Source organism: Cellulomonas sp. HD19AZ1 (assembly GCF_004535805.1).
Lineage (GTDB): Bacteria > Actinomycetota > Actinomycetes > Actinomycetales > Cellulomonadaceae > Cellulomonas > Cellulomonas iranensis.
Genome location: NZ_SPHX01000004.1, coordinates 1 through 20877, shown reverse-complemented (window position 1 = coordinate 20877; position 20877 = coordinate 1). Strand labels below are relative to the sequence as shown.

Annotated in this window: 18 protein-coding genes; 10 read left to right on the top strand and 8 right to left on the bottom strand. The window is 75.3% G+C overall.

The annotated features are described in order from the left end of the window. Positions 1 to 98: 98 nt before the first annotated feature. The 5 genes from E4A51_RS08795 to E4A51_RS08775 all read right to left on the bottom strand — a co-directional run bounded on the left by E4A51_RS08795 (position 99) and on the right by E4A51_RS08775 (position 4975). The gene (locus E4A51_RS08795) at positions 99 to 2330 is read right to left on the bottom strand and encodes a glycoside hydrolase domain-containing protein (RefSeq protein ID WP_134851516.1); all 2232 of its coding nucleotides are present in this window, start codon (positions 2328 to 2330) and stop codon (positions 99 to 101) included. Positions 2331 to 2583: 253 nt separating this feature from the next. After that, complete coding sequence (locus tag E4A51_RS08790) at positions 2584 to 2982, bottom strand: type II toxin-antitoxin system VapC family toxin (protein ID WP_134851515.1); 399 nt, start codon at positions 2980 to 2982, stop codon at positions 2584 to 2586. Continuing rightward, entirely contained in the window at positions 2979 to 3212 is a 234-nt protein-coding gene (locus tag E4A51_RS08785; RefSeq protein WP_046529510.1) for a hypothetical protein, read from the bottom strand. The genes E4A51_RS08790 and E4A51_RS08785 overlap by 4 nt, the downstream gene beginning before the upstream one ends. Positions 3213 to 3350: 138 nt before the next feature. Then, a complete protein-coding gene (locus E4A51_RS08780; RefSeq protein WP_167748876.1) occupies positions 3351 to 3998 on the bottom strand; it encodes a ribulose-phosphate 3-epimerase in 648 nt (215 codons plus the stop codon). Beyond that, complete coding sequence (locus E4A51_RS08775; protein ID WP_046529508.1) at positions 3995 to 4975, bottom strand: sugar-binding transcriptional regulator; 981 nt, start codon at positions 4973 to 4975, stop codon at positions 3995 to 3997. The genes E4A51_RS08780 and E4A51_RS08775 overlap by 4 nt, the downstream gene beginning before the upstream one ends. A 139-nt stretch (positions 4976 to 5114) precedes the next feature. Between E4A51_RS08775 and E4A51_RS08770 the strand changes: the two genes are divergently transcribed. The 8 genes from E4A51_RS08770 to E4A51_RS08735 all read left to right on the top strand — a co-directional run bounded on the left by E4A51_RS08770 (position 5115) and on the right by E4A51_RS08735 (position 14281). After that, the gene (locus E4A51_RS08770) at positions 5115 to 6170 is read left to right on the top strand and encodes an ABC transporter permease (protein WP_082739671.1); all 1056 of its coding nucleotides are present in this window, start codon (positions 5115 to 5117) and stop codon (positions 6168 to 6170) included. 111 nt (positions 6171 to 6281) lie between these two features. Beyond that, positions 6282 to 7307, top strand: coding sequence for a substrate-binding domain-containing protein (locus E4A51_RS08765; RefSeq protein ID WP_070318717.1), 1026 nt, complete (start codon positions 6282 to 6284; stop codon positions 7305 to 7307). A gap of 1 nt (position 7308) precedes the next feature. Then, the gene (locus E4A51_RS08760; RefSeq protein WP_134851512.1) at positions 7309 to 8913 is read left to right on the top strand and encodes a sugar ABC transporter ATP-binding protein; all 1605 of its coding nucleotides are present in this window, start codon (positions 7309 to 7311) and stop codon (positions 8911 to 8913) included. A gap of 92 nt (positions 8914 to 9005) precedes the next feature. Further along, entirely contained in the window at positions 9006 to 9641 is a 636-nt protein-coding gene (locus tag E4A51_RS08755; protein ID WP_062103239.1) for an SIS domain-containing protein, read from the top strand. Continuing rightward, positions 9641 to 11131: a xylulokinase gene (xylB, locus tag E4A51_RS08750; RefSeq protein ID WP_134851511.1), complete on the top strand. Its 1491-nt coding sequence runs from the start codon at positions 9641 to 9643 to the stop codon at positions 11129 to 11131. Before E4A51_RS08755 ends, xylB begins: the two co-directional genes overlap by 1 nt. A gap of 1 nt (position 11132) precedes the next feature. Beyond that, positions 11133 to 11777 (top strand): transaldolase family protein, encoded by a 645-nt coding sequence (locus E4A51_RS08745; protein WP_070318715.1) that lies wholly within the window; start codon positions 11133 to 11135, stop codon positions 11775 to 11777. A gap of 289 nt (positions 11778 to 12066) precedes the next feature. Continuing rightward, entirely contained in the window at positions 12067 to 12726 is a 660-nt protein-coding gene (locus E4A51_RS08740) for a hypothetical protein (protein ID WP_134851509.1), read from the top strand. A gap of 70 nt (positions 12727 to 12796) precedes the next feature. Then, positions 12797 to 14281 (top strand): amino acid permease, encoded by a 1485-nt coding sequence (locus tag E4A51_RS08735; RefSeq protein ID WP_134851508.1) that lies wholly within the window; start codon positions 12797 to 12799, stop codon positions 14279 to 14281. Between the two features lie 45 nt (positions 14282 to 14326). Here E4A51_RS08735 and E4A51_RS08730 read toward each other — a convergent pair whose 3' ends face one another. After that, the gene (locus E4A51_RS08730) at positions 14327 to 17299 is read right to left on the bottom strand and encodes a DUF4157 domain-containing protein (protein WP_255430552.1); all 2973 of its coding nucleotides are present in this window, start codon (positions 17297 to 17299) and stop codon (positions 14327 to 14329) included. 295 nt (positions 17300 to 17594) lie between these two features. Between E4A51_RS08730 and E4A51_RS18320 the strand changes: the two genes are divergently transcribed. Both E4A51_RS18320 and E4A51_RS08725 read left to right on the top strand, forming a co-directional pair. Continuing rightward, complete coding sequence (locus E4A51_RS18320; RefSeq protein WP_163276522.1) at positions 17595 to 17771, top strand: hypothetical protein; 177 nt, start codon at positions 17595 to 17597, stop codon at positions 17769 to 17771. 335 nt (positions 17772 to 18106) lie between these two features. Then, positions 18107 to 18958: an EI24 domain-containing protein gene (locus E4A51_RS08725; RefSeq protein WP_082739665.1), complete on the top strand. Its 852-nt coding sequence runs from the start codon at positions 18107 to 18109 to the stop codon at positions 18956 to 18958. Here E4A51_RS08725 and E4A51_RS08720 read toward each other — a convergent pair. Together E4A51_RS08720 and E4A51_RS08715 are read right to left on the bottom strand one after the other, a co-directional pair. After that, complete coding sequence (locus tag E4A51_RS08720) at positions 18926 to 19534, bottom strand: thermonuclease family protein (RefSeq protein ID WP_167748875.1); 609 nt, start codon at positions 19532 to 19534, stop codon at positions 18926 to 18928. The genes E4A51_RS08725 and E4A51_RS08720 overlap by 33 nt on opposite strands. Before the next feature lie 293 nt (positions 19535 to 19827). Beyond that, positions 19828 to 20241, bottom strand: coding sequence for a hypothetical protein (locus E4A51_RS08715; protein WP_134851506.1), 414 nt, complete (start codon positions 20239 to 20241; stop codon positions 19828 to 19830). Positions 20242 to 20877 lie beyond the last annotated feature (636 nt).

The following is a 20877-nucleotide window of genomic DNA, read 5'->3' as shown; positions in this document are numbered from 1 at the left end:
ACGAGGGGATCGGGTACGGGCGGGACGGGTGACTGGATCGCGCTCTCGCGGTCAGGGGAGGGGCGGTCAGGGGGGCGGTCGGGAGGAGCGGGGCCGGGCTACGGGCGGGTCAGGCGGGGGAGCGGGACGTCGACGTGCGGCGCCCGCGCGCTGGGTGGTCGGTGCTGCGTGCCCCAGCCCGACGGCTCCGGGCCCAGGCCGACCAGCAGCCGACCGCCCGCGTGCAGCTCGCCGCCGGTGAGGAACGGCCGGTCGAGCGGCACGCCGTCGAGGTGCACCGACTGCACGTGCTGCACGGGGCCGCCCGGCTCGGGCTCGACGAACCCCGTCGTCTCGATCGTCAGCGCGCGGCCGCCCACGTCGAGCCGGGCCTCGCGCCACGCGGGCGCGTTCAGCAGGAACAGGTTCTGCCCCGCGACGGGGAACAGCCCGAGCGTCGCCCACACGTACCAGGACGACAGGCCGCCGGAGTCGTCGTTGCCCGGCAGGCCGCCGCGGCCGGTGCCGAACTGCTGGTGCACGACGTCGTGCACGACCTGCGCCGTGCGGTCGGGGCGCCCCGCGTACATGTACGCCCAGGGGGCCTCCATGTCGGGCTCGTTGTTGAGGCCCTCGAACCGGTCGAGCGCGTACCCGGCGGCCATCTCGTCGACGTCCGGCAGCAGACCGGGCTGCTTGACGGGGTCGGCGCCGAAGCCGAAGAACCGGTCGAGCATCGCGACGAACGCGTCGTCGCCGCCCGCGAGGTCGATGCGCGAGGCCATGTCGTGCAGCAGCCGGAACGAGTAGTTCCACCGGCCGCCCTCGTAGTACGTCGAGTCGTGCAGCAGCCCCGTCGCCGGGTCGAACGCGTTGGCCCACCGCGCCGCGAGCGGCCCGAACTGCTCGACGAGCGTGAGGTCCCCGACGCGCCCCGCGACGATCGCCGAGCACCAGTACCCGAACGCGATGTCGAGCGTGTGGCTGATGGGGTGCGTGCGCCCGTGCAGCAGGAACTCCTCGCCGTACGTGCGGCGCAGGTCGTCGTGCATGTGCACCAGGGCCCAGTCCCAGTCGACGCCCGGCAGCCCCAGCGCGCACAGGTCGGCGAGGAACGTGTGCGCGAGCGCCGACCCCTGCCGGCTGAACCGGTCCGCACCGCGCGCCATGCGGTAGCCGATGGGCAGGTTGCCCTCCTCCTCGGCGATGTGCAGCAGCGCGTTCGCGAGCTCGACCGCGCGGTCCGGCGCGAGCGTCGTCATGAGCGGCAGGTGCGTGCGGTAGATGTCCCACATGGTCGACAGGTCGAACGCGAACGGGCCGGGCGTCGGCCAGAACGGGGACTCGTCGACCGCGAGGCACGGCTTGATCAGCGAGTGGTACAGCGCGGTGCCGAGCACGGTCGCGCGGTCCGACGACGGCGTGTCGACCTGCACCTTGCCGAGGTGCTCGCGCCACACGGCCTGCGTGGTCGCGCGTCGGCGGTCGAACGACGACGGCCCCGGCCCGCACTCGTGCTCGAGCGTGCGCGCGGCCTGCTCGACGCCCCGCAGCGAGAACCCGAACCGCAGCTCGACGACCTGCCCCGGCTCGGTCGGCCCGGCCCACATGAGCCCGAACGGGCGCAGCGTCGTGGGGCGGATGCGGTCGAAGTCGAGGCGCGTGCCGCCGGGCATGAGCCGCCGGTCGTACCAGAGCATCTGCCGCCAGTGCTGGGCGTCGCACTCGACCCGCACCGCGAGCGGCGCCCCCTCGACGACGACCTCGCCCTCGGCGCACCCCGGCGCGACGGACCCGAGGTGCGCGCGCAGCGGGATGGTCCGGCCGTACGGGATGTCGAGCCCGCCGAGCGAGAAGTCGATGACGAGGCGCGCGTCGTGGTGCGCGGGGAACGTGTACCGGTGCACGGCCGACTTGGGGCCGACCGTGATCTCGGCGCGGATGCCCGACGCGAGCGTCGCCGCGTAGTACCCGGGCTGCGCGACCTCGTCGACGATCTCCCACGCCTGCCCGAGGTCGTCCAGGGGCGACAGCATGGGCGTCACGCGGAAGTAGTTGTAGTACTTGCGGATCGCACCCGTGCCGGACTGCTGGAAGTGCGTGAACCCGCTGGCCACGAGCCGGTCGTGCAGCACGGGCGGGCGGCCCTCGGTCGACAGGTCGTACCGCCCGTACCCCGTGGGGTACGCGCCCGAGTACGCGCACGCCGAGACCATGCCGAACGGGTACGTCGCGCCCGGGTGCGTGTTGCCGACCTGCGGCTTGGGCCACCACCACGTCGCCGCGAGGCCCGACGGTGCGGGCAGGTCGGTCGCGTCCGTGCCGATGAAGGGGTCGACGTGCTCGAACATGCGGCCCTCCTCGCGACGTGCGCCCTGACTCGACCTGCGGGTGCGGCCCGAGGGGTCGGGTCCGGGCCCAGCGTGACGCGTCGGGACCGCCGTGTCCACGGGTGCGGACGGAGCCGAGCGCGCACGTGCCGTGCGCCCGTCCCGGGCTCCCGCCCGGCCGGTCCCGCGACGGTACGAGCACGGTGTGTCACGCGTGTTGCCGGGAGGTCACGGTCGGGGCGTGCGGGCGTGCAGGCCTGGGCCGCGGCCGCGCTCAGACCGTGACGACGGTGCAGCCGACGCCGGGTGCGGCTGCCAGGCGGTGGTCGCCGGTGAGCAGCGGTGCGTCGAGGTGCTCGGCGAGCGCGACGTACGCGGCGTCGTACGCCGACAGGTTGTGGGCGAGCCGCCACACGCGGTCCTGGAGAGGGGCGAGGGCCCACAGCTCGACGGGCAGCTCGTCCCACGTGCGGACCGCGAGGTCGGCCTGGCGGGTGGTGAGGCGGCCCGAGGCGCGGCGGCGGCGCAGCACGTTCAGCAGCTCGTACCCCAGGAGGTCGGGGGCGACGAGCCGCGCGTCGCGCGCGTGCCGGGCGGCCTGCTCGCCACGCCTGCCCGGGTCGAGCAGCACGGCGAGCACGGCGGAGGCGTCGACGACGAGCGGGCCGGTCACCGTCGGCCGGCGTCGAGGTCGTCCAGCACGTCCTGCGCGGTGAGGTCGGGGTAGGAGCGGGCGCGGCCTCGCGCGGTCGCGAGGGCGTCGGCCGCGGACGGCCGCGACGCGAGCTCCGTGAGGGTCGCTCGCAGGTACTCCTGCAGCGAGCGGCCGCTGCGTGCCGCCCGCGCGGCGAGCTCGTCCCGCACGTCGTCGGGCACGTCGCGGACCGTCAGGGAGACGCTCATGCCCTCAGGTAGGCCGGCTCGCAGCATTCTGCATGCGTAGATGACGTCATGCATGCGGCGCGTGCCGGACCCGTGCACCGCGCTGGAGCCCGGCGCGCCCGGCGCCGCTCTCCGGTGGTGCCGTCGAGGGTGGGCGTGTCAGGACGTGCGAGCGCGCGCGAGCCACGCGGCGGGGTCGGGGGCCGCGCACAGCGCGGAGCCGCTGACGACCCAGGTGGCGCCGTGCCGCGCGCACGTGCGCGCGTGGTCGAGCGTGACGCCGCCGTCGACGCCGAGGCCCGGGTGCCGGCCGGCGAGCGCGTCGAGCCGCGCGGGCGTGCCGGGCAGGAACGTGCTGCCCGCCTGCCCGGGCGTGATCGCCATGACCAGCACGACGACGTCGGGCGGCAGGTCGTCGAGCACGTCGAGCGGCGTGCCGGGGGAGAGCGCGACGCCCCCGCGCGCACCCCGTGCGCGGACGTGCTCGACCGCCTCGCGCCAGCCGGTGGCCTCGGCGTGCACGATCACCGTGCCGCACACGTCGGCCCACGCGTCGAGCACGGGGCGCGGGTCGGTGACCATGAGGTGCGCCTCGCCCGGCAGGCCGGTCGCGGCGGTCAGGCGCGCGACGGTCGCGGGGTCGAACCCGCCGGGGGCCGCGAACGCGCCGTCGGAGACGTCCCAGTGCCAGCGGCGCAGCCCGGCCGCGGTCAGGCGCGCGGCCTCGGCGTCGAGGTCGGCGGGCGGCGTCGACCACAGCGAGGCGGCGACGTCGAAGGCTCCCGCACCCGCCCCGTCCGGGGTCACGCGCGCGGGCGGTCGGTCGCGGGGGACGGCAGCTCGAGCAGCGCCTCGGCGAGCGCGCGGTCGGTGACGAGCTCGGTGCACAGCCCGGCGCGGACGATCGCGGCGACCGCGAGGGCCTTCTGCGCGCCGCCCGCGGCGGCGACGATGCGGGGGATCGCGCGCATCTGCTCGAACCCGATGGTCAGGCAGCGGTCCTGGAAGTGCGGTGCGACGAGGTGGCCGTCGTCGGAGACGAGCAGCGACGCGACCTCGGCGCGCACGCCCGCGGCGAGCAGCGCGTCGCGCTCGTCGTCGCCGATGGTGCGCAGCAGCTGCGAGTCCGGCGGGGCCCACGAGCCGACGGACACGACGGCGGTGGTGACGTCGTCGTACATGCGCAGGGCGGCGGCGACGTCGGGCTGGCGGCGCAGGGCCTGCGCGGTGCGGGGGTCGTCGACGACGAGCGGCGCGAACAGCGGGCGCGCGGTGCCGCCCGAGCGCAGCGCGACGCGCCGCACGACCTCGACGGGGGACTCGTCGAGGTCGGTGCCGATGGCGCCGGTGAGCTGCACGACGTCGACGCGCGGCAGGGGCGGCATGGCGGCGCTCATGGCGGTGAGCGTGCGGCCCCACGCGAGGCCCAGCACCTCGCCCGCGCGCAGCGTGGACCCGAGGATCTCGGCGGCGGCCTCGCCGACGTGCCGGCGCACGGCGTCGGGGTCGTCGCCGGCCTCGACGACCGTGACGTCGGTGAGGCCGAGGTGGTCGCGCACGCGTGCGGCGAGCGCGGGGTGCTGCAGGCCGTCGGCGTGGATGGTGATGGTGACGACGCCGGTCGCGCGTGCCTGCTCGAGCAGGCGCGCGACCTTGAAGCGGGAGACGCCGAGCTCGTCGGCGATCTGCACCTTGGAGGCGTCGTCGACGTAGTAGCGGCGGGCGGCCAGGACCATCAGGGCGCGGTCGTCGACGGTGGCGCCGCGCACGTCTGTGTCGCTCATGTGAGCACTGTAGCGCGCTCGAACGTTTCTGAACCGTGACCTTCGGGCCGGTGGACAAGGCCGGGCGCCGGACGTACTGTCGGTGGCAGATGAGCATAGAGCGGTGCTCAGATGAGCGATCTGCAAGGAGGCAGGACCGATGGCGAGACGACGCCGGATCCCCGAAGAGCTCGGCATCTTCGCCGTCATCGTGCTGGTGGCGGCGATCTTCGGGCTGATGTCCCCGACGTTCCGCACGTTCGACAACGCGAACCTGCTGCTGCTCAACGGAGCGGTCATCGCGTTCCTCGCGATGGGCCAGGCGTTCGTGCTCCTCACGGGCGGCATCGACCTGTCCACGGGGTCGAACGTCGCGCTCACCGGCATGATCGCGGCGCTCACGATGCGCAGCGGCGCACCCTGGTGGGTCGCGGCCCTCGCGGCGCTCGCCGTCGGCGCGCTCGTCGGCACCGTCAACGGCGCGCTCATCCACTACCTCAGGCTGCCGCCGTTCATCGTCACGTTCGCCGCCTTCGGCGTCGCCGCGAGCATCCCCCTCATCCTCACCGGCGCCAGCTCCGTCAACGTCGCCGACCCGATGTTCGCGATCATCGGCCGCGGCTCGCTGTTCGGCGTGCCCATGCCGGTCGTGCTCGTCGTCGTCTTCGCGATCGTCCTCACGGTCCTGCTGCGGCTCACCCCCACGGGCGTCCACATCTACGCCGTCGGCGGCAACCGCGAGACCTCGCGCCTGTCCGGCATCCCGATCGGCCGCGTCACCATGCTCGTCTACGCGCTGTCCGGCCTGTGCGCCGGCATGGGCGGCCTCATCGTCACCTCGCGACTCATGGTCGGCTACCCGTCGGCCGGCTCCGGCAACGAGCTCTTCTACTCGATCGCCGCGGCCGTCGTCGGCGGCGTCAGCCTCTTCGGCGGCATCGGCTCGCTGCCCGGCGCGCTGCTCGGCGCCGTGCTCATCGGCACGGTCTCCAACGGCATGAACGTCGTCGGCGTGCAGAGCTACTGGCAGCCCCTGGTCATCGGCCTCATCATCCTCGGCGGCGTCATCATCGACACCTACCGCCGGCAGTCGTCCCTGAGCGACCTGCTCGGACGCGTCCTGCACCGCGGCGGACCCACCCCGCCCGCGGACCCCGTCGCCACGAGCGACGCACCGCAGCCCGCGCGCGCCGCCGACGGCGCACGCACCGGCTGAGCCGCCCCACACCCGCACCCACGGCCCACCCCCACGTACCCACGTCCCGTGCGACGCGACGTCCCGGCGACCCGCCGCACGACCGTCCCACCACACCCAGGAGAGAGAGCGATGAAGCTTCGGATCCCTGCGCTGGCCACCGGCCTGTGCGCCCTCACCCTCGCGCTCGGCGCGTGCGGCGCCGTCGACACCGGCACCGGCGGCGGCTCGTCCGGCGGCGGCGCCACGAGCGGCTCGTCCGCCGAGGCCGGCGGCATCCCGCGCCCGGCGTCCTGCGACGACGACACCCCCTACGTCGCGGTCGCGCTGCCCAACCTCACCAACCCGTACTACGTCGCCATGAAGAAGGGCTTCGAGGACGCGGGCGCCGAGAACGGCTTCAAGGTCGAGGTCCAGATCGCCGACGACGACGACGCGAACCAGCTCGCGCAGGCGCAGTCCATGCTGCAGAAGAAGCCCTGCGCGCTGGCCCTCAACGCCGTCAAGTCCGAGCCGGGCGCCGCGATCGTCAAGGCCGCGAACGACGCGGGCGTGCCCGTGTTCACCGTCAACGTCGGCATCGACCCCGACGCGCTGCAGTCGCAGGGCGCGTCGATCGTGCAGTACCTCGGCGCCGACAACGTCGCGGGCGGCCGGCAGACCGCCGAGCAGGTGCTCAAGGACCTCGGCGCCGACGCGGCGCTGAAGATCGGGTTCGTCACCGAGCCCGACGAGACGCCCACGCAGATGCGCGACCAGGGCTTCGAGGACGCCATCAAGGCGAACGCGAACGCCGAGGTCGTCGCCAAGGTCGACGGCAACGTCAAGCCCGACGACTCGCTGCGCGCCACCACCGAGATGCTGTCCGGCAACCCCGACATCAACGTGATCTTCGCGTCGACCGGCCCCGCGTCCTACGGCGCGCTGCAGGCGCTCGGTGCCAACAGCCAGGTCAAGGTCTACGGGTTCTGCGCCGCCGAGACCACGCTCACCGAGCAGTACCCCGGCTGCGTCGCGCAGGAGCCCGCGGTCTACGGCGCCGACGTCGTCGAGCAGATCCGCGCGTGGGTCGACGGCGGCACCCCCGAGAAGGAGATCCTCAAGCCGCTGAAGATGTTCACGGTCGGCGAGACCCCCGGCCCGGGCGAGGTCGGCTGACATGACCACCACGTCGACCGGGACGCACGGCACGGCAGGGCTCGGCGTCCGCGGCATCGTCAAGCGGTACTCCGGAGTGCCGGTCCTGCACGGCGTCTCGGTCGACGTGCGGCCCGGCGACGTCGTCGGGCTCGTGGGTCACAACGGCGCCGGGAAGTCCACGCTGCTGCGCGTGATCTCCGGCGCCACCACGCCCGAGGGCGGGCGGATCGTCGTCGACGGCGCGGACCGCGCGATCGACTCGCCTGCCGCGGCGATCGGCGCCGGCATCGCGACCGTCTACCAGGAGCTCGCGCTGCTGCCCAACCTCACGGTGGCGCAGAACGTGCACCTGGGCGCCGAGCGCTCGCGCGCCGGCCTGCTGCGCCGCGAGGCCATGCGGGACGACGCGCGGCGGCTCGTCGAGCAGTTCGGCATCGACGTCGACGTCGACCGGCGCCTGGGGGACTACCCCGTGGCGACCCGGCAGATGCTCGAGATCGCCGTCGCCACCCACCGCAAGGCCCGCTACCTGCTGCTCGACGAGCCGACCACCTCCCTCGAGGGCGGTCAGGTCGAGCGGCTGCTCGAGATGGTGCGCTCGCTCGCGGCGGGCGGCATGGGCGTCGTGTTCGTCGACCACAAGCTCGACGAGCTGTACGCCGTGTGCAACCGCGTGGTCGCGCTGGTCGACGGACGCGTGCGCATCGACGCGCGCGTCGACGAGGTCAGCCGCCACGACGTGGTCGCCGCGATCGCGGGCGACGAGGCTGCCGAGGCCGACGAGGCACGTCGCCGCTCCCCTGACGGTGACGTGCCGGCCGAGGCAGGCACGACGGGGGCGGCCGCCGCCGCCCCCGTCGTGGCCGACGTGCACCGCTGGGTGCCGCAGGGCGTGACCGGGCCCCGGCTCGAGGTCCGCGACCTGGTGGCACCCGGCGTGCACGGCGTGAGCCTCACCGCCGAGCCGGGCCGCGTGCTCGGCCTCTACGGCCTGGTCGGCGCCGGACGCACCGAGGTGCTGCGCGCGCTCGTCGGGCTCGCACCCGTCACGTCCGGCACCGTCACGCTCGACGGCCGGCCCTACCGGCCGACGACGCCCGCCCGCGCCCAGCGCGCCGGCGTCGTCTACCTCACCGAGGAGCGCAAGTCCGACGGCATCGTGCCCGCGCTGGACTCGCCCATGAACGTCGCGCTGCCCGTGCTGCGCCGGTACCGGCGCGCGGGCCTGCTCGACAAGCCGCGCATGCTGCGCGAGGCCGACGCGCTGCTCGGCGAGCTGCGCGTGCGCGGCGACCGGCACGGGCCCGTCGTCAGCCTCTCGGGCGGCAACCAGCAGAAGGTGCTGCTGGCCCGCGCGATCGCGCAGCACCCGCGGGTCCTGCTGCTCGACGAGCCCACCAAGGGCGTCGACCTCGGCGTCAAGGCCGAGATCCACCGCATCGTGCGGGCGCTGGCCCACGAGGGCGGCCTCACGGTCGTGCTCGTGTCCTCCGAGGAGGAGGAGATCTGCGACGTCGCCGACGACATCGTCGTCGTGTCGCACGGCCGCAGCACCGGCGAGCAGGTGCCGCCCGACCACCGCACGCCGCACGCGCTGCGCACGGCCGCGTGGGCCGCCGCGTGAGCGCGCCCGCCGGCGCCGCTGACGATCCCGCCGCTGCGTCCGTCGACGCGGCCCCGACCCCCACCCAGCACCACGAGGAAGCGAGCACCACCATGGACGGACGGGCCACGACCCTGGAGGCCGCGCGCGAGCTCGTGCGCCGCGAGGGCCGCGGGGTCACCGAGGTCGCCGACCAGCTCGACGACACGTTCGTCGCGGCGGTCGACCTCGTCGGCGGCTGCACCGGCAAGGTGTTCGTCACCGGGTCGGGCACGTCCGGCGCGGTCGCGCGGCGCATGGCGCACCTGCTGTCGGTGTGCGGCACGCCCGCCGTGTTCCTGCCGGGCATGGACGCGCTGCACGGCACGATGGGGTCCGTGGTGCACGGCGACCTGCTCATCACGATCTCCCGCGGCGGCGAGTCGGACGAGCTCAACGACCTGTCCCGGCGCGTCCAGCAGCGCGGCGTGCCGGTGGTCGCGCTCACCGCGACGCCCACGTCCACGCTCGCGCAGGTCGCGGACCTCACGGTCGTCGTCGACGCGGGCCCCGAGGTCGACCCGGGCGGCGTCATCGCCATGGGCTCGACCCTCGCGGTCGCGGCGTGGGGCGACGCGCTCGCGGCCGTCCTCATGCAGCGCCGCGGGTACGGCTGGGACGAGGTGCTGTTCACGCACCCGGCCGGCGCCGTCGGCAAGATCGAGCACGTGCCCGACGCACCCGCCGTGCCCGGCGTCCAGGGGGTCTGATGGGGGTCGTCGCGGGCGTCGACTCCTCGACGCAGTCCTGCACGGTCGAGCTGCGCGACGCCGCCGACGGCCGCCTGCTCGGCGCGGGGAGGGCGCCGCACCCGCCGACGTCGCCGCCGGTCAGCGAGCAGCACCCCGACGACTGGTGGCACGCGTTCGCCGGGGCCCTCGCGGCGGCGCTCGCCGCGGCCGGGCTGCGCGCGTCCGACGTCGACGCCGTGAGCGTCGCCGCGCAGTGCCACGGCCTCGTGCTGCTCGACCGCGACGACCGCGTGCTGCGGCCCGTGAAGCTGTGGAACGACACGACGTCGAGCCCGCAGGCCGACGCGATGGTCGCCGACCTCGGCCTGGCCGCGTGGGCGGACGCCGTCGGCTCGGTGCCGACCGCGGCGTTCACGGTCACCAAGCTCGCGTGGGTCGCCGCGCACGAGCCCGACCTGCTGGACCGTGCGGCGCACGTGCTGCTGCCGCACGACTGGCTGACGTACCGGCTCACCGGCCGCGCCGTCACGGACCGGTCGGAGGCGTCCGGCACCGGGTACTACGCCGCGCACACCGGGCGGTACCTCGTCGACCACCTCGACCGGTGGGTGCGCCCCGGCGTGCCGTGGGCCGACGTGCTGCCCGAGGTGCTGGGCCCGTCGCACACCGCCGGGTGGGCCGTCACGCCCGCGGCCGCCGAGCTGGGCCTGCGGCCCGACGTCGTGGTCGGCGCCGGCGCGGGGGACCAGCACGCGGGTGCCCTGGGCATCGGGCTCGGGCCCGGGCAGGTGCTCTACAGCCTCGGCACGTCCGGCGTCGTCATGACGACGTCCGCGCAGCCCGTGCACGACGCGAGCGGCTGGGTCGACGGCGTCGCCGACGCGACCGGCGGCTGGTTGCCGCTGGTGTGCACGCTCAACAGCGCCAAGGTCACCGACACGGTCGCGCGCCTGCTGGGCGTCGACCACGACGAGCTCACGCGCCTCGCGCTCGCGGCCCCGCGCCGCGCCGACCGCGCCGTGCTCGCCGCGTACCTGGACGGCGAGCGCAGCCCCAGCCGCCCGCACGCGCGCGGCCTGCTCGGCGGCCTGCGCTCCGACACCACGCGCGAGGAGCTCGCGCTCGCCGCCTACGAGGGCGTCGTGCTGGGCCTCGTGCGCGGCCACGACGCGATCCGCGCCGCGGGCGCACCCGCCGACGGGACCGTCGTCGTCACCGGCGGCGGGGCGCGCTCGCGCGCGTACCGGCAGGTGCTCGCCGACGCGCTCGGCACCCCCGTCGAGACCCGCGACGCGCCCGAGGCCACCGCGCGCGGCGCCGCCGCGCAGGCCGCCGCCGTGCTCGCGGGCGCCGACGTGCGCGACGTCCGCGACGCGTGGACGCCCCGCGTCGTCGACGTCGTCGAGCCCGGCACGCCCCTCGACCCGCAGGTCCGCGCGCGGTACGCCGCGCTCGCCGACCTGCCCCAGCCCGACGAGACCGCCCGTGCCGCGGGCGTGGAGGAATGACGTGGACCTGTACCTCGACAGCGCCGACCGTGACGCGCTGGCGCCCCTGCTGGCCACGGGCCTGTTCCGCGGCGTCACCACCAACCCGCTGATCCTGCAGCGCGCGGGCGTGCGGCTGTCCGAGGTGCCCTCGCTCGTGTCCTGGCTGCTGGCCTCCGGGGCCGACGAGGTGTTCGTGCAGACCACGGCCGCCGACGCCGACGCGATCGAGCGCGAGGGCCACGCGCTGCGCGACCTGTCCGACCGGCTCGTCGTCAAGGTGCCCGCCACCGGGCCGGGGCTCGTCGCGACGCGGCGCCTGTCGGCCGCCGGGGTGCCCGTGCTGCTCACGGTCGTCTACCACCCCAACCAGGCCGTGCTGGCCGCCGCCGCCGGCGCGCGCCTCATCGCGCCGTACCTGGGCCGCATGACCGAGGCCGGCCGCGACGGCCGCGCCGACCTGCGCACCATGGCCCGCGCGCTCGCCGGCACGGGCACCGGCGTGCTGGTCGCGAGCGTCCGCGACGCCGCGGTGGTCCCCGAGCTCGCCGCCGACGGCCTCGAGGCCGTCACCGTCGGCACCGACGTGGCCCACGCGATGTTCGCCGAGCCGCTCACCGACGCCGCGATGGTGCAGTTCGACGCCGCGACGTCCGCGCTGCGCTGACGCGCGGGCCGGCCGCCGACGGACAGCGCCCTCGCCGAAGGCCCGCACCCCTCGCTGACGGCTCGCCCCTCGCCGACGGACAGTGCCACGGACGACGGACAGCCGCGTGCGCGTGTCCGTCGTGCCGTACCCCTGTCCGTCGGCGACGCGGGGCGGCGGAGGGGGCGGCGGACGGGTGACGGGTGTCGGTCAGGCCTGACCCGGACGGGTGAGGTGCCGGTGCGTCGGTCATGACTGACGCGGCGGGTGACGATGACGCCGGGACCGTCCTCTGACGTCAGGAGCTGCTGTGGCCGTCCTCGACCTGCCCGCCCCGACCGGTGCCCGGCGTCCGCCCGCCCTCGTCGTCGAGACCGTGGTCGCGGTCGGGACGGTGTTCGGCGCGCTGGGGGCGGTCGTCGTCGCGGCGATGCGTGCCCGGGAGCTCGTGCGGTCCTCGGCGGGGTGGATGGTCGCCGTGCCCGTGTGGCCCACCGGCGCGATGCCGACCTCCGCGTGGGACACGCCGGCGCGGCAGGGGTTCCCGTCGCCCGTGCAGCCGGTCGGGCCCCATGCCGTCGACCTGTGGCTCGACCGTCCCGACGGCCTCACGGCCGCGCTCGCCGGCGTGGGCGTGTGGGTGTCCTGGCTCGTCGTCGCCGCGCTGCTGCTGACCGCCCTGCCGGTGGCGCGCGCGGTCCTGCGGGGCCACGGGTTGTCGTTCACGACGGCGCGGCAGGCGGCCGTGTCTGCCGGGGTCGTGCTCGTCGCGTGGGCCGTGCACGCCGCCGCCCCGCTGCTGGCCGCCCACCGCGCGCTCGACGCGGGGTACTCCGGCCTGCCCGCCGAGTGGTTCACGCCGCAGGCCCGCCCCGTGTGGTGGCCGCTGCTGGTCGTCGCGCTGCTGCTGGTGCTCGCGGGCACGCTCGCCGCCGCGACCCGGGCGGTCGCGCGCGCCGCGGAGCGCTGACCGCGGGGCTACCGTGGGCGCCGGTGCGGCCGGCCGGTCGCACCGACCGCACCACCGAAGGCCCCGCGCGATGACCCCCACCCCGTCCGGCAGCGCCGGCGTGCCCGGCACCGACCCCGTTGCCCCGTCAGCCGCAGGCCCCGCCGCCGACGCCCCTGTCGCGTCGGATGCCCCCGGTGCCGCCGCCGACCGCGCGCTCGGGCACGGGCTGCGCACGCGGCACCTCACGATGATGGGCCTCGGCTCGGCCATCGGCGCCGGGCTGTTCCTCGGCAGCGGCGTCGGCATCGCGACCGCCGGGCCCGCCGTCCTCGTGTCGTACGCCGTCGCGGGCGTGCTCGTCGTCATGATCATGCGGATGCTCGCCGAGATGGCCGCCGCGTCGCCCGCGTCCGGCTCGTTCTCCGTGTACGCCGAGCAGGCGCTCGGCCGGTGGGCCGGGTTCACGCTCGGGTGGGTCTACTGGTTCACGATCGTCATGGTGCTGGGCGCCGAGATCACGGGCGTCGCGCGCATCGTCACCGGCTGGTTCCCCGACGTCCCGCAGTGGGGCGTCGCGCTCGTCGTCGTCGCCGTGTTCGCCGTGGTCAACCTCGCGGGCGTGCGGCAGTTCGGCGAGTTCGAGTTCTGGTTCGCCGCGCTCAAGGTCGCCGCGATCGTCGGGTTCCTCGTGGTCGGCGTGCTGCTCGTGCTCGGCGCGCTGCCCGGCACGTCGCCCGTCGGCACGTCGAACCTGCTGGGCCACGGCGGGTTCGCGCCCACGGGCGTCGCGGGGGTCGCGGCCGGGCTGCTCGTCGTGCTGTTCGCGTTCGGCGGCATCGAGATCGTCACCATCGCGTCCGCCGAGGCCGCCGACCCGCAGCGCGCCGTCGCACGCGCCACGCGCTCCATCGTGTGGCGCATCCTCGCGTTCTACGTCGGCTCCGTCGCCGTCATGGTCCTCGTGCTGCCGTGGGACTCGCCGCAGCTCGCCGACGGGCCGTTCGTCGCCGTCCTCGACCTCGCGGGCCTGCCGGGCGCCGCGCGGCTCATGGAGGTCGTCGTCGTGCTCGCGCTGCTGTCCGCGTTCAACGCGAACATCTACGCGACGTCGCGCATGGCGTTCTCGCTCGCCGGTCGCGGCGACGGCCCGGCCGTGCTGCGGCGCGTGTCGCGGCGCGACGTGCCGTGGGTCGCCGTGCTCGTGTCGGTCGCGCTCGGGCTCGTCGCCGTCGCGCTGAACTGGCTGCTGCCCGACGCGCTGCTCGGCATCCTGCTCAACGCCGTCGGCGCGTCGCTGCTGGTCGTGTGGGTGTTCGTCGTGGTGTCGCAGCTGCGGCTCCGCCCGCGCCTGGCCGCCGCCGCAGGCCCCGCGGGGCTGCCGCTGCGCATGTGGGGGTACCCGTGGCTCACGTGGGCGACGCTCGCCGCGCTCGCGGGCGTCGTCGTGCTCATGCTCACCGACGCCGCCGCGCGGGCGCAGCTCGCCGCGACGGCCGGGCTCGTGGCCGTCGTCGTCGGGATCTACGCCGTGACGGCGCGCCGCCGCGCACGGGCCGGGGTCGGCTCGGCCTGACGGGGCCCGTCCCCGCCGCCGCGCACGACGACGGGGACGGACGCGTCAGCGCGGGTCGGGCCGCACCCCGACGACGTACCCGTCGATGCCGCAGTAGACGGTGACCCCGTCGGACGCGAGCTGCACGTCGTGGAACCCGCGGCCCGACAGGTCGTTCGTGTACAGCACCGCCCCCGACGCGGGGTCGAGCTGGTACAGGTACCCGTTGACGGCCGCGAACACCCAGCCGTTCTGCGCGAGCACCCGCACGACCTTGCCCGTCGCGATCGACAGGTCCCGGTCCCACCGCCGCGCCAGGCCGTCGAGCGCGAGCCCGAGCACACGGCCCGTCGTCCCCACGAACGCCGTCCCGCCCGCGGACGCGACGTCGACCCGGTGGTACCCGAGCCCCGACAGGCCGTTGTGGGCCAGCACGCGCCCGTCACCGGGGTCCAGCACGTACACGTGCCCGTTGGATCCGACGAGCACGCCCGCCTCCACGCCCGCGACGTCGACGACGTCCCACCCCGCACCGGGCAGGCTCGTCTGCCAGCGCGTCGCCAGGTCGCCCGGTGCCAGGCCCACGACGTACCCGTTGGTGCCGGCCACGAGCGTGCCGCGCGTGAGCGTCAGGCGCACCTCCTCGCGCCCGCGGCCCGGCAGCGGGTTGTGGGCCAGCACGTGCCCGGTGCCCGGTTCGAGGCGGTACACGTGCCCGTTCGACGCCGCGTACACCGCGCCGTCCTGCGCGACCATCACGCTCGTCACCGCGTACCCCGAGCCCGGCAGCGACGTCTGCCACCGCGTGCCCAGCCCGTCGGCCTCCATGCCGACGACGTACCCGTCGATGCCCGCGTACACGCGTGCCCCGTCGGACGCGATCCGCGTCTCGTGGTTGCCGCGGCCCGGCAGCGAGTTGTGCGCGAGCACGTGCCCGTCGCCCGGGTCCAGCCGGTACACGTGACCGTTCGACGCCGCGAACGCGCGCGTCCCGTCGAACAGCGGCTGCACGTCGGTGTACCCGCTGCCCGGCAGGCTCGTCTGCCACGCCGTCACGAGGCCCGACGTGCGCTGGTCGCGCGAGATCAGGCCCATGCGCGGGCTGACGATCGTGACGAACTCCTTGAGCCGCGACCACAGCGAGTCGAACATGTCGCGCTCGACCGTGCGCCGCAGCGCGTCGTCGTGCCACGCCTCGAGCGTGCGGTCCCCGGCGGGGGTCGCGACGCCGGTGGGCAGGCGGCGCAGCACGTCGTCGGGCGTGGTCGTGGTGGTGCCGCGCTCCAGCAGGTCCCGGATCGCGCTCTGCGACAGGTGCACGGCGGCCGAGGGGTGCGCGACCGCGTCGCCGAAGTCCAGCAGCTTCTCGTCGCCGAAGACCCGGAACCGGCCGCCGTCCAGGCTCGTGACCGTCAACGACGCCTCGTTGTAGTGGTTGTGCACGACGTTCGACGACAGCTGCACCACGGCCGCGTCGAGGAACGACAGGTACTGCCGGTACGCGACCTCCACCGGCACGCCCGCCGGTGCGACACGGCTCGCGACGACCCGCGCCCGGTAGTCGGGCTGCTCCTCGACGGTCTGCGGGTCGTGCGACGTCAGGTCCGCCAGCACGTCGTACAGCTCCGCACCGTGCAGCGCCGGCTGCAGGTCCACCGTCACGCGGCGCACCATGTCCCAGTCCGGCACCGGCAGCACGATCTGGTCCGCCGCCCACCGCGAGAACCACTGCATGATCAACGTCTTGTTGGTCAGGTGGCCGGCCGCGAACGAGTCCTCCACGAAGTGGTCCGCGTACGCCTGGGTCACCCACGCGCGGTCGGTCAGGTCGTGCTTGCGCGCCGGGTCGCCCGCCGCGAACGCCTGCTCCGCGAGGTCGCGCGCCCGCGCGTGGAACGCCCGCCACCGGTGCCACGAGAACGGTGCGAAGTGGCACGCGTTGCGCGCCAGCAGCCCGAAGTAGTGGTCCACCCCCAGGCCCGCCGTGAACTCGTCGATCGCGCGCGACTCCTTCAGCAGCTCGAGCGTCGAGTCTCCCGCGTACGGTGCGATCGCCCCCTGGAACTGCACCACGTGACCGTCGCCCAGCAGGTGCAGCAGCCGGTTCGCGCTCTCCTGCCGCACCTGCTGCAGGAACCCGCCGGTCGTGCCGTCCGGCAGCCCGTCGATCGCCGTCGGGTCCGCCGCGAAGTCCCCGCCCACCGCGTTCAGCTCGCCGAGCGTCGCCAGCAGGCCGCTGCGCAGCGTCACCACCGTCAACGACGGGTCCACCGCCGCGATCTGCGCCGCCGTCGCCGTGTGCGCGCCGCCCTGCCACAGCAGCAGGTACCGCACCTGCCGCTCCACCACCTCGCGCCACCCCGGACCCCGCGTCGCGACCGTCACCAGGGCGTCCGTCCCCAGGTCGCCCAGCAGGCGGTGCTCCCACGCGTTGAAGGCCCGCAGGGCGGGGCGCCGGGTGGGGTGCGGAGAGCTGCCCGGGCCGGTCGGCGTGCGCACCGTCGCGTCGTGCGGCAGCCGGCCGCCCGCGAGCGCGAGCCGCGCCCACGTCTCGGCCTCGTGCTCGTCGTTCGCCCGCCGCCGGTGCGGGTCCTGCAGCGTGTGCGCGACCTCGTGCGCGAGCACGTGCTCCCACGCGCGCGTGAACGGCCGGAGCGTGTCGGGCAGGAAGACGTCGGTGCCGCGCGAGGCCGCGGCCCCGCCGGCGGCGGTCGCGGCGCGCGCCGCCCGGGCACCCGTGCGGACGCGCACGGCGCCCAGGTCCGCGCGGTACGCGTCCTCGAGCCAGCGCCGCACGCCCGGGTCGAGCGGTGCGCCGTCGTCGGGACGGGTGCGCTCTCCGGGCCGGGTGTCGGGTCGGGTGTCGCTGTCGGGTCGGGTGTCGCCCCGGGGGCACGTGTCGCCGGCGGGTCGGGCGTCCCCGTCGGGTCGGGCGTCCCCGTCGGGTCGGGTGTCGCCCCCGAGGTACGTGTCGCCCTCGCGTCGCGTGCCGCGAGGTCGTGCGAAGTCGTCTGGCAGTCGGGTCGTCGATGTGGTCATGCGGATCCGCCCCCTGGATCGCCGGATGACGCGACGCGCTGCGCCGCGTCCCCGGTGCTGCGCCGTCGCGGCACCGGTGGGGCCATGATGCTCCGCTCACCAGGGCAGACGGGCGTTTCCGTGCGAATTCACCCGCGTTTCGCGGCGTTCATTGTTCGACGCTTTGTTGGGCGATTGTCCGTCTGGGCATTCTCGGTCGGCTGTCCAGCGGGGGCGGACCCGGTGGGCTGGCTCGCCACCGGCGGGTTCGTCCCGTCGGCTGGCGTGCCGCCGGCCGCGGCGTGAGCGTGGGGGCATGAGCGAGGACACCGTCCACCCGGCGAGCCAGCGTCCCGAGACGGACGACCCCGAGAACCAGCCGCTGCCCGGTGCGCACGGCCCGGACGGCGACCCCGAGCCCGGAGACACGCAGGACACCGGCACCCGGCGGGTCTACCCGTCCGACCCGACGGGCGACGACCCGACCCCCTGACGGAGCTGGCCGCGCTGACGAGCCACCGGCGCGGCCTCCGCACGAGCGACCTCACCGACCCCGTCATCGGTCGCTCGTCGCGGTGCACCCGCGCGACGGATGACGGTCTCGGACGGTCCGGCTCGCGACGGATGACGGTGACGAGCGGTCCCGCGTGCGACGGGGAGGGCGTCGAGCGGTGCCGCGTCCGGCGACCCCGTCATCGGTGGTGCTCGCGTCGGTCGTCGTGCGACCGATGGCGGGGTCACCGTGTGGGTGGGGCCGGTGGGGGCGCGGGCGGCGCGTTCCGTCCCTGTCGGGCCGCGTCGTCCGGGGCGTCGTACGCTGCCGCCACCATGAGTGACTTCCTCGACGGTGCCCGGCTGCTGCTGCGCGGGTGGGGGTTCTGGCGGCGACGGACGTCGACGATGGCGCTCGGGCTCGTGCCCGCGGCGCTGGTCGGCGTCGTGATGGTCGTCGCGATCGGCGTGCTCGTGCTGAACCTGGGGCGCGTCGGCGACTGGTTGACGCCGTTCGCCGACGACTGGACCCCGTTCTGGGAGCGCGTGGCGGAGCTTGTCGCGCAGGCCGTGGTGCTCGCTGCCGCCGTCGTGCTGGTGGTCGTGACGTTCACGGCGTTGACGCTGACGGTCGGTGAGCCGTTCTACGACCGCATCTGGCGAGCCGTCGAGCAGGACGAGACGGGTGCCGTGCCCGACGGTGACACGGGCTTCTGGCGGGGCGCCGTCGACGGGTTCGCCCTCATGGCGCGGGGGCTCGTGGTTGCGGTGCTGGCCGGCGCTCTCGGCCTGGTCCCCGTGATCGGCACGGTGACCGGGTGGGTCGCCGGCGTCCTGCTCACGGGTTGGGTGCTGGCCCACGAGCTCACGTCGCGCGCGCTCGTCGCCCGCGGCCTGTCGCGTGCCGAGCGCAACCGGCTGCTGCGTGCGCAGCGCACGGTCGCTCTCGGGTTCGGCGCGGCGACGCAGCTGTGCTTCCTCGTACCCGGCGGTGCGGTCGCGACGATGCCCGCCGCGATCGCCGGGTCGACGATGCTCGCGCACCGTCTGCTGGGGTCGGGTGGGCCGGATGTGACGGGTCGGGCGGGTGCTGTGGGTGCGGTGGGTGGGCCGAGTGCGGCGGGTAGGTCGGGCGCGGAGCCGGGGCCGCTGCCGTCAGCCGGTGACGCCGCCGCAGGTGGTCGCTGACCACAGACCCGCGCCGGCGTCCTGCGCCTGCTGCTGCGCGGCGCGCAGGTGCTGCTGGTACGCGTACGGCGCGGCGTAGGTGTGCTCGACCGCGTACCCCTCGGCGACCAGCACGTGGTTGAGCAGCCGGCCGTCAGGCAGCCACACGTAGTCGAGCTCGCGCCCGTACTGGTCGACCCCGTCCTGCGTCGGGTCGCCGCGCAGCGTGACGGTCTGCCCGGCCAGCAGCTCGGTGGTGCGCGCCGACGCCTCGGGCCCGAAGCACTCGACGGGCCGGTCGGGTGCGACGGACTCCGGGGTGTCGATGCCGATGAGCCGCACCCGCGTCTCGCGGTCGGGCTTGGCGACGATCAACGTGTCGCCGTCGACGACGCGGACCACGCGGAACGGGCCCTCGACGTCCGCGGGTGGGGTGGTCAGGTCGGTCGTGTCGACGGGTGCCGCCGCCGGTGCCGACGCCGGTGCTTGTGCTGGCGGTGCCGTGGTCGTGGTGGTGACCTGCTGCCAGGGGAGCGCAGCCGTCAGAGCGTCCACGGTGTTGGGGCGTCCGAGGCCGATCCACGCGACGACGAGCACGGTCGCCAGCGCGGTGAGGCCGCGGGTGGGGTTGACCGAGCGTCGTCGTCGGGGGCGTGGGCGCCGTGTCGGGGCCGTCCGCGGGTGCCGCGCCGTCGGCGGGGTGCGGTCGCCGAACGCGGGGCGCCGGTCCGAAGGTGCGTGTTCGGCGAACGCGGGGTGCCGGTCCGAGGGTGCGCGGTCGGCAGGCATGCCGCTGCATCGGCGCCTCGGGGCGTCCGGTTGAGCCGGGTCTGCGGGATCCGCTCAGCAGCCCGTGGGTCAGGTACGCGACGACGCCGCGGCCTCGTGCCTCAACCACCCTCGACGACACGTACGCCATCGACCTGCCAGCCGTCGTCGCGCGGGGTGAGCGCCAGCGCCAGGACGAGGCGCTCGGGCTCCCCGATGTGGATCTGCCACATCTCCGGAGCCTCCTCCCAGGTCGTGGTGACGACGTGGTCCGCGCCGACCTCGACGACGTACTCACCCGGCGCTTCGCGCCCGCCACGTGTGGTGACGGCGTCGAACCTGTGACGGACCATCGCCGCAGCCTCCGCCCCCGTGGAGCCGTCGGTCTGCAGCTCGGCGTCGACCTGCTGCGCGATGCTCTCGCACCAGCCGCAGCCCGGCCCCGCCCAACGGCGCAGGGCGGTGCTGTCACCGTCGTTGAGGGCCGTCGCGAACACGTCGAAGAACTCGGCGCCGGCTGCGACGGCTGCCTGCACGTCCGGCTCCTCGCTGACCGCGATGGATGTCGGGGTCGCGGCGGCGCTCGGCGCGGCGGTCGTGGGCGGTGTCGTCGACTCGGCCGCCCTGGCCCGGGAAGGTGAGTTGCCGGTGGGCGACGGGGATGGGGCGGTGCAGGCGAGCAACGTGGTCATGAGCGCGGTGAGCAGGGCGGCTGCGGCGGCGGTCCGCCGGGCGCGGAGGGGAAGTCTCGGCATGTCCCGATCCTCGCGGTGCCGGGCCGGGCCGTGGACGGGATGCGGGGCATCTGTGGACGACGGTGATGCGCGTCGACGGTGTGGACGGCTCGGTGCCTGTGAGGCGGAAGGGGTGCGATCCCGCCACCTGGCGCCACGGAGACACGCGCGGTTCGCGCCGGAGCCGCACGGGCACCCGCACGCGATGCGTCACAGAGGTGGGCGCTGCCCGCGCACACGGGCACGGCGAGCGCCGCCGTGCGTCCGTGGGGCGTCAGGGCTCAGCAGTCGGCGAGCTTGGGCTGGGTGTGGCAGTGGGTGGCGACGAGGTGGGAGGTGCGTTCTTCGATGGTGAGGGGGGTGCTGGTGGTGGTTGTGGTGGCGGTGCCGTTGATGGTGTGCCAGGTGGTGGTGCCGTCGATGAGGTAGCGGCCGGTC

What these genes read in the sequence shown, in the direction of transcription:
- E4A51_RS08775 (WP_046529508.1), bottom strand. Translation starts at nt 4,975, where the DNA reads ATGAGCGACACAGACGTGCGCGGCGCCACCGTCGACGACCGCGCCCTG.
- E4A51_RS08730 (WP_255430552.1), bottom strand. Translation starts at nt 17,299, where the DNA reads ATGACCACATCGACGACCCGACTGCCAGACGACTTCGCACGACCTCGC.
- E4A51_RS08795 (WP_134851516.1), bottom strand. Translation starts at nt 2,330, where the DNA reads ATGTTCGAGCACGTCGACCCCTTCATCGGCACGGACGCGACCGACCTG.
- xylB (WP_134851511.1), top strand. Translation starts at nt 9,641, where the DNA reads ATGGGGGTCGTCGCGGGCGTCGACTCCTCGACGCAGTCCTGCACGGTC.
- E4A51_RS08755 (WP_062103239.1), top strand. Translation starts at nt 9,006, where the DNA reads ATGGACGGACGGGCCACGACCCTGGAGGCCGCGCGCGAGCTCGTGCGC.
- E4A51_RS08725 (WP_082739665.1), top strand. Translation starts at nt 18,107, where the DNA reads ATGAGTGACTTCCTCGACGGTGCCCGGCTGCTGCTGCGCGGGTGGGGG.
- E4A51_RS18320 (WP_163276522.1), top strand. Translation starts at nt 17,595, where the DNA reads ATGAGCGAGGACACCGTCCACCCGGCGAGCCAGCGTCCCGAGACGGAC.
- E4A51_RS08760 (WP_134851512.1), top strand. Translation starts at nt 7,309, where the DNA reads ATGACCACCACGTCGACCGGGACGCACGGCACGGCAGGGCTCGGCGTC.
- E4A51_RS08765 (WP_070318717.1), top strand. Translation starts at nt 6,282, where the DNA reads ATGAAGCTTCGGATCCCTGCGCTGGCCACCGGCCTGTGCGCCCTCACC.
- E4A51_RS08735 (WP_134851508.1), top strand. Translation starts at nt 12,797, where the DNA reads ATGACCCCCACCCCGTCCGGCAGCGCCGGCGTGCCCGGCACCGACCCC.
- E4A51_RS08785 (WP_046529510.1), bottom strand. Translation starts at nt 3,212, where the DNA reads ATGAGCGTCTCCCTGACGGTCCGCGACGTGCCCGACGACGTGCGGGAC.
- E4A51_RS08770 (WP_082739671.1), top strand. Translation starts at nt 5,115, where the DNA reads ATGGCGAGACGACGCCGGATCCCCGAAGAGCTCGGCATCTTCGCCGTC.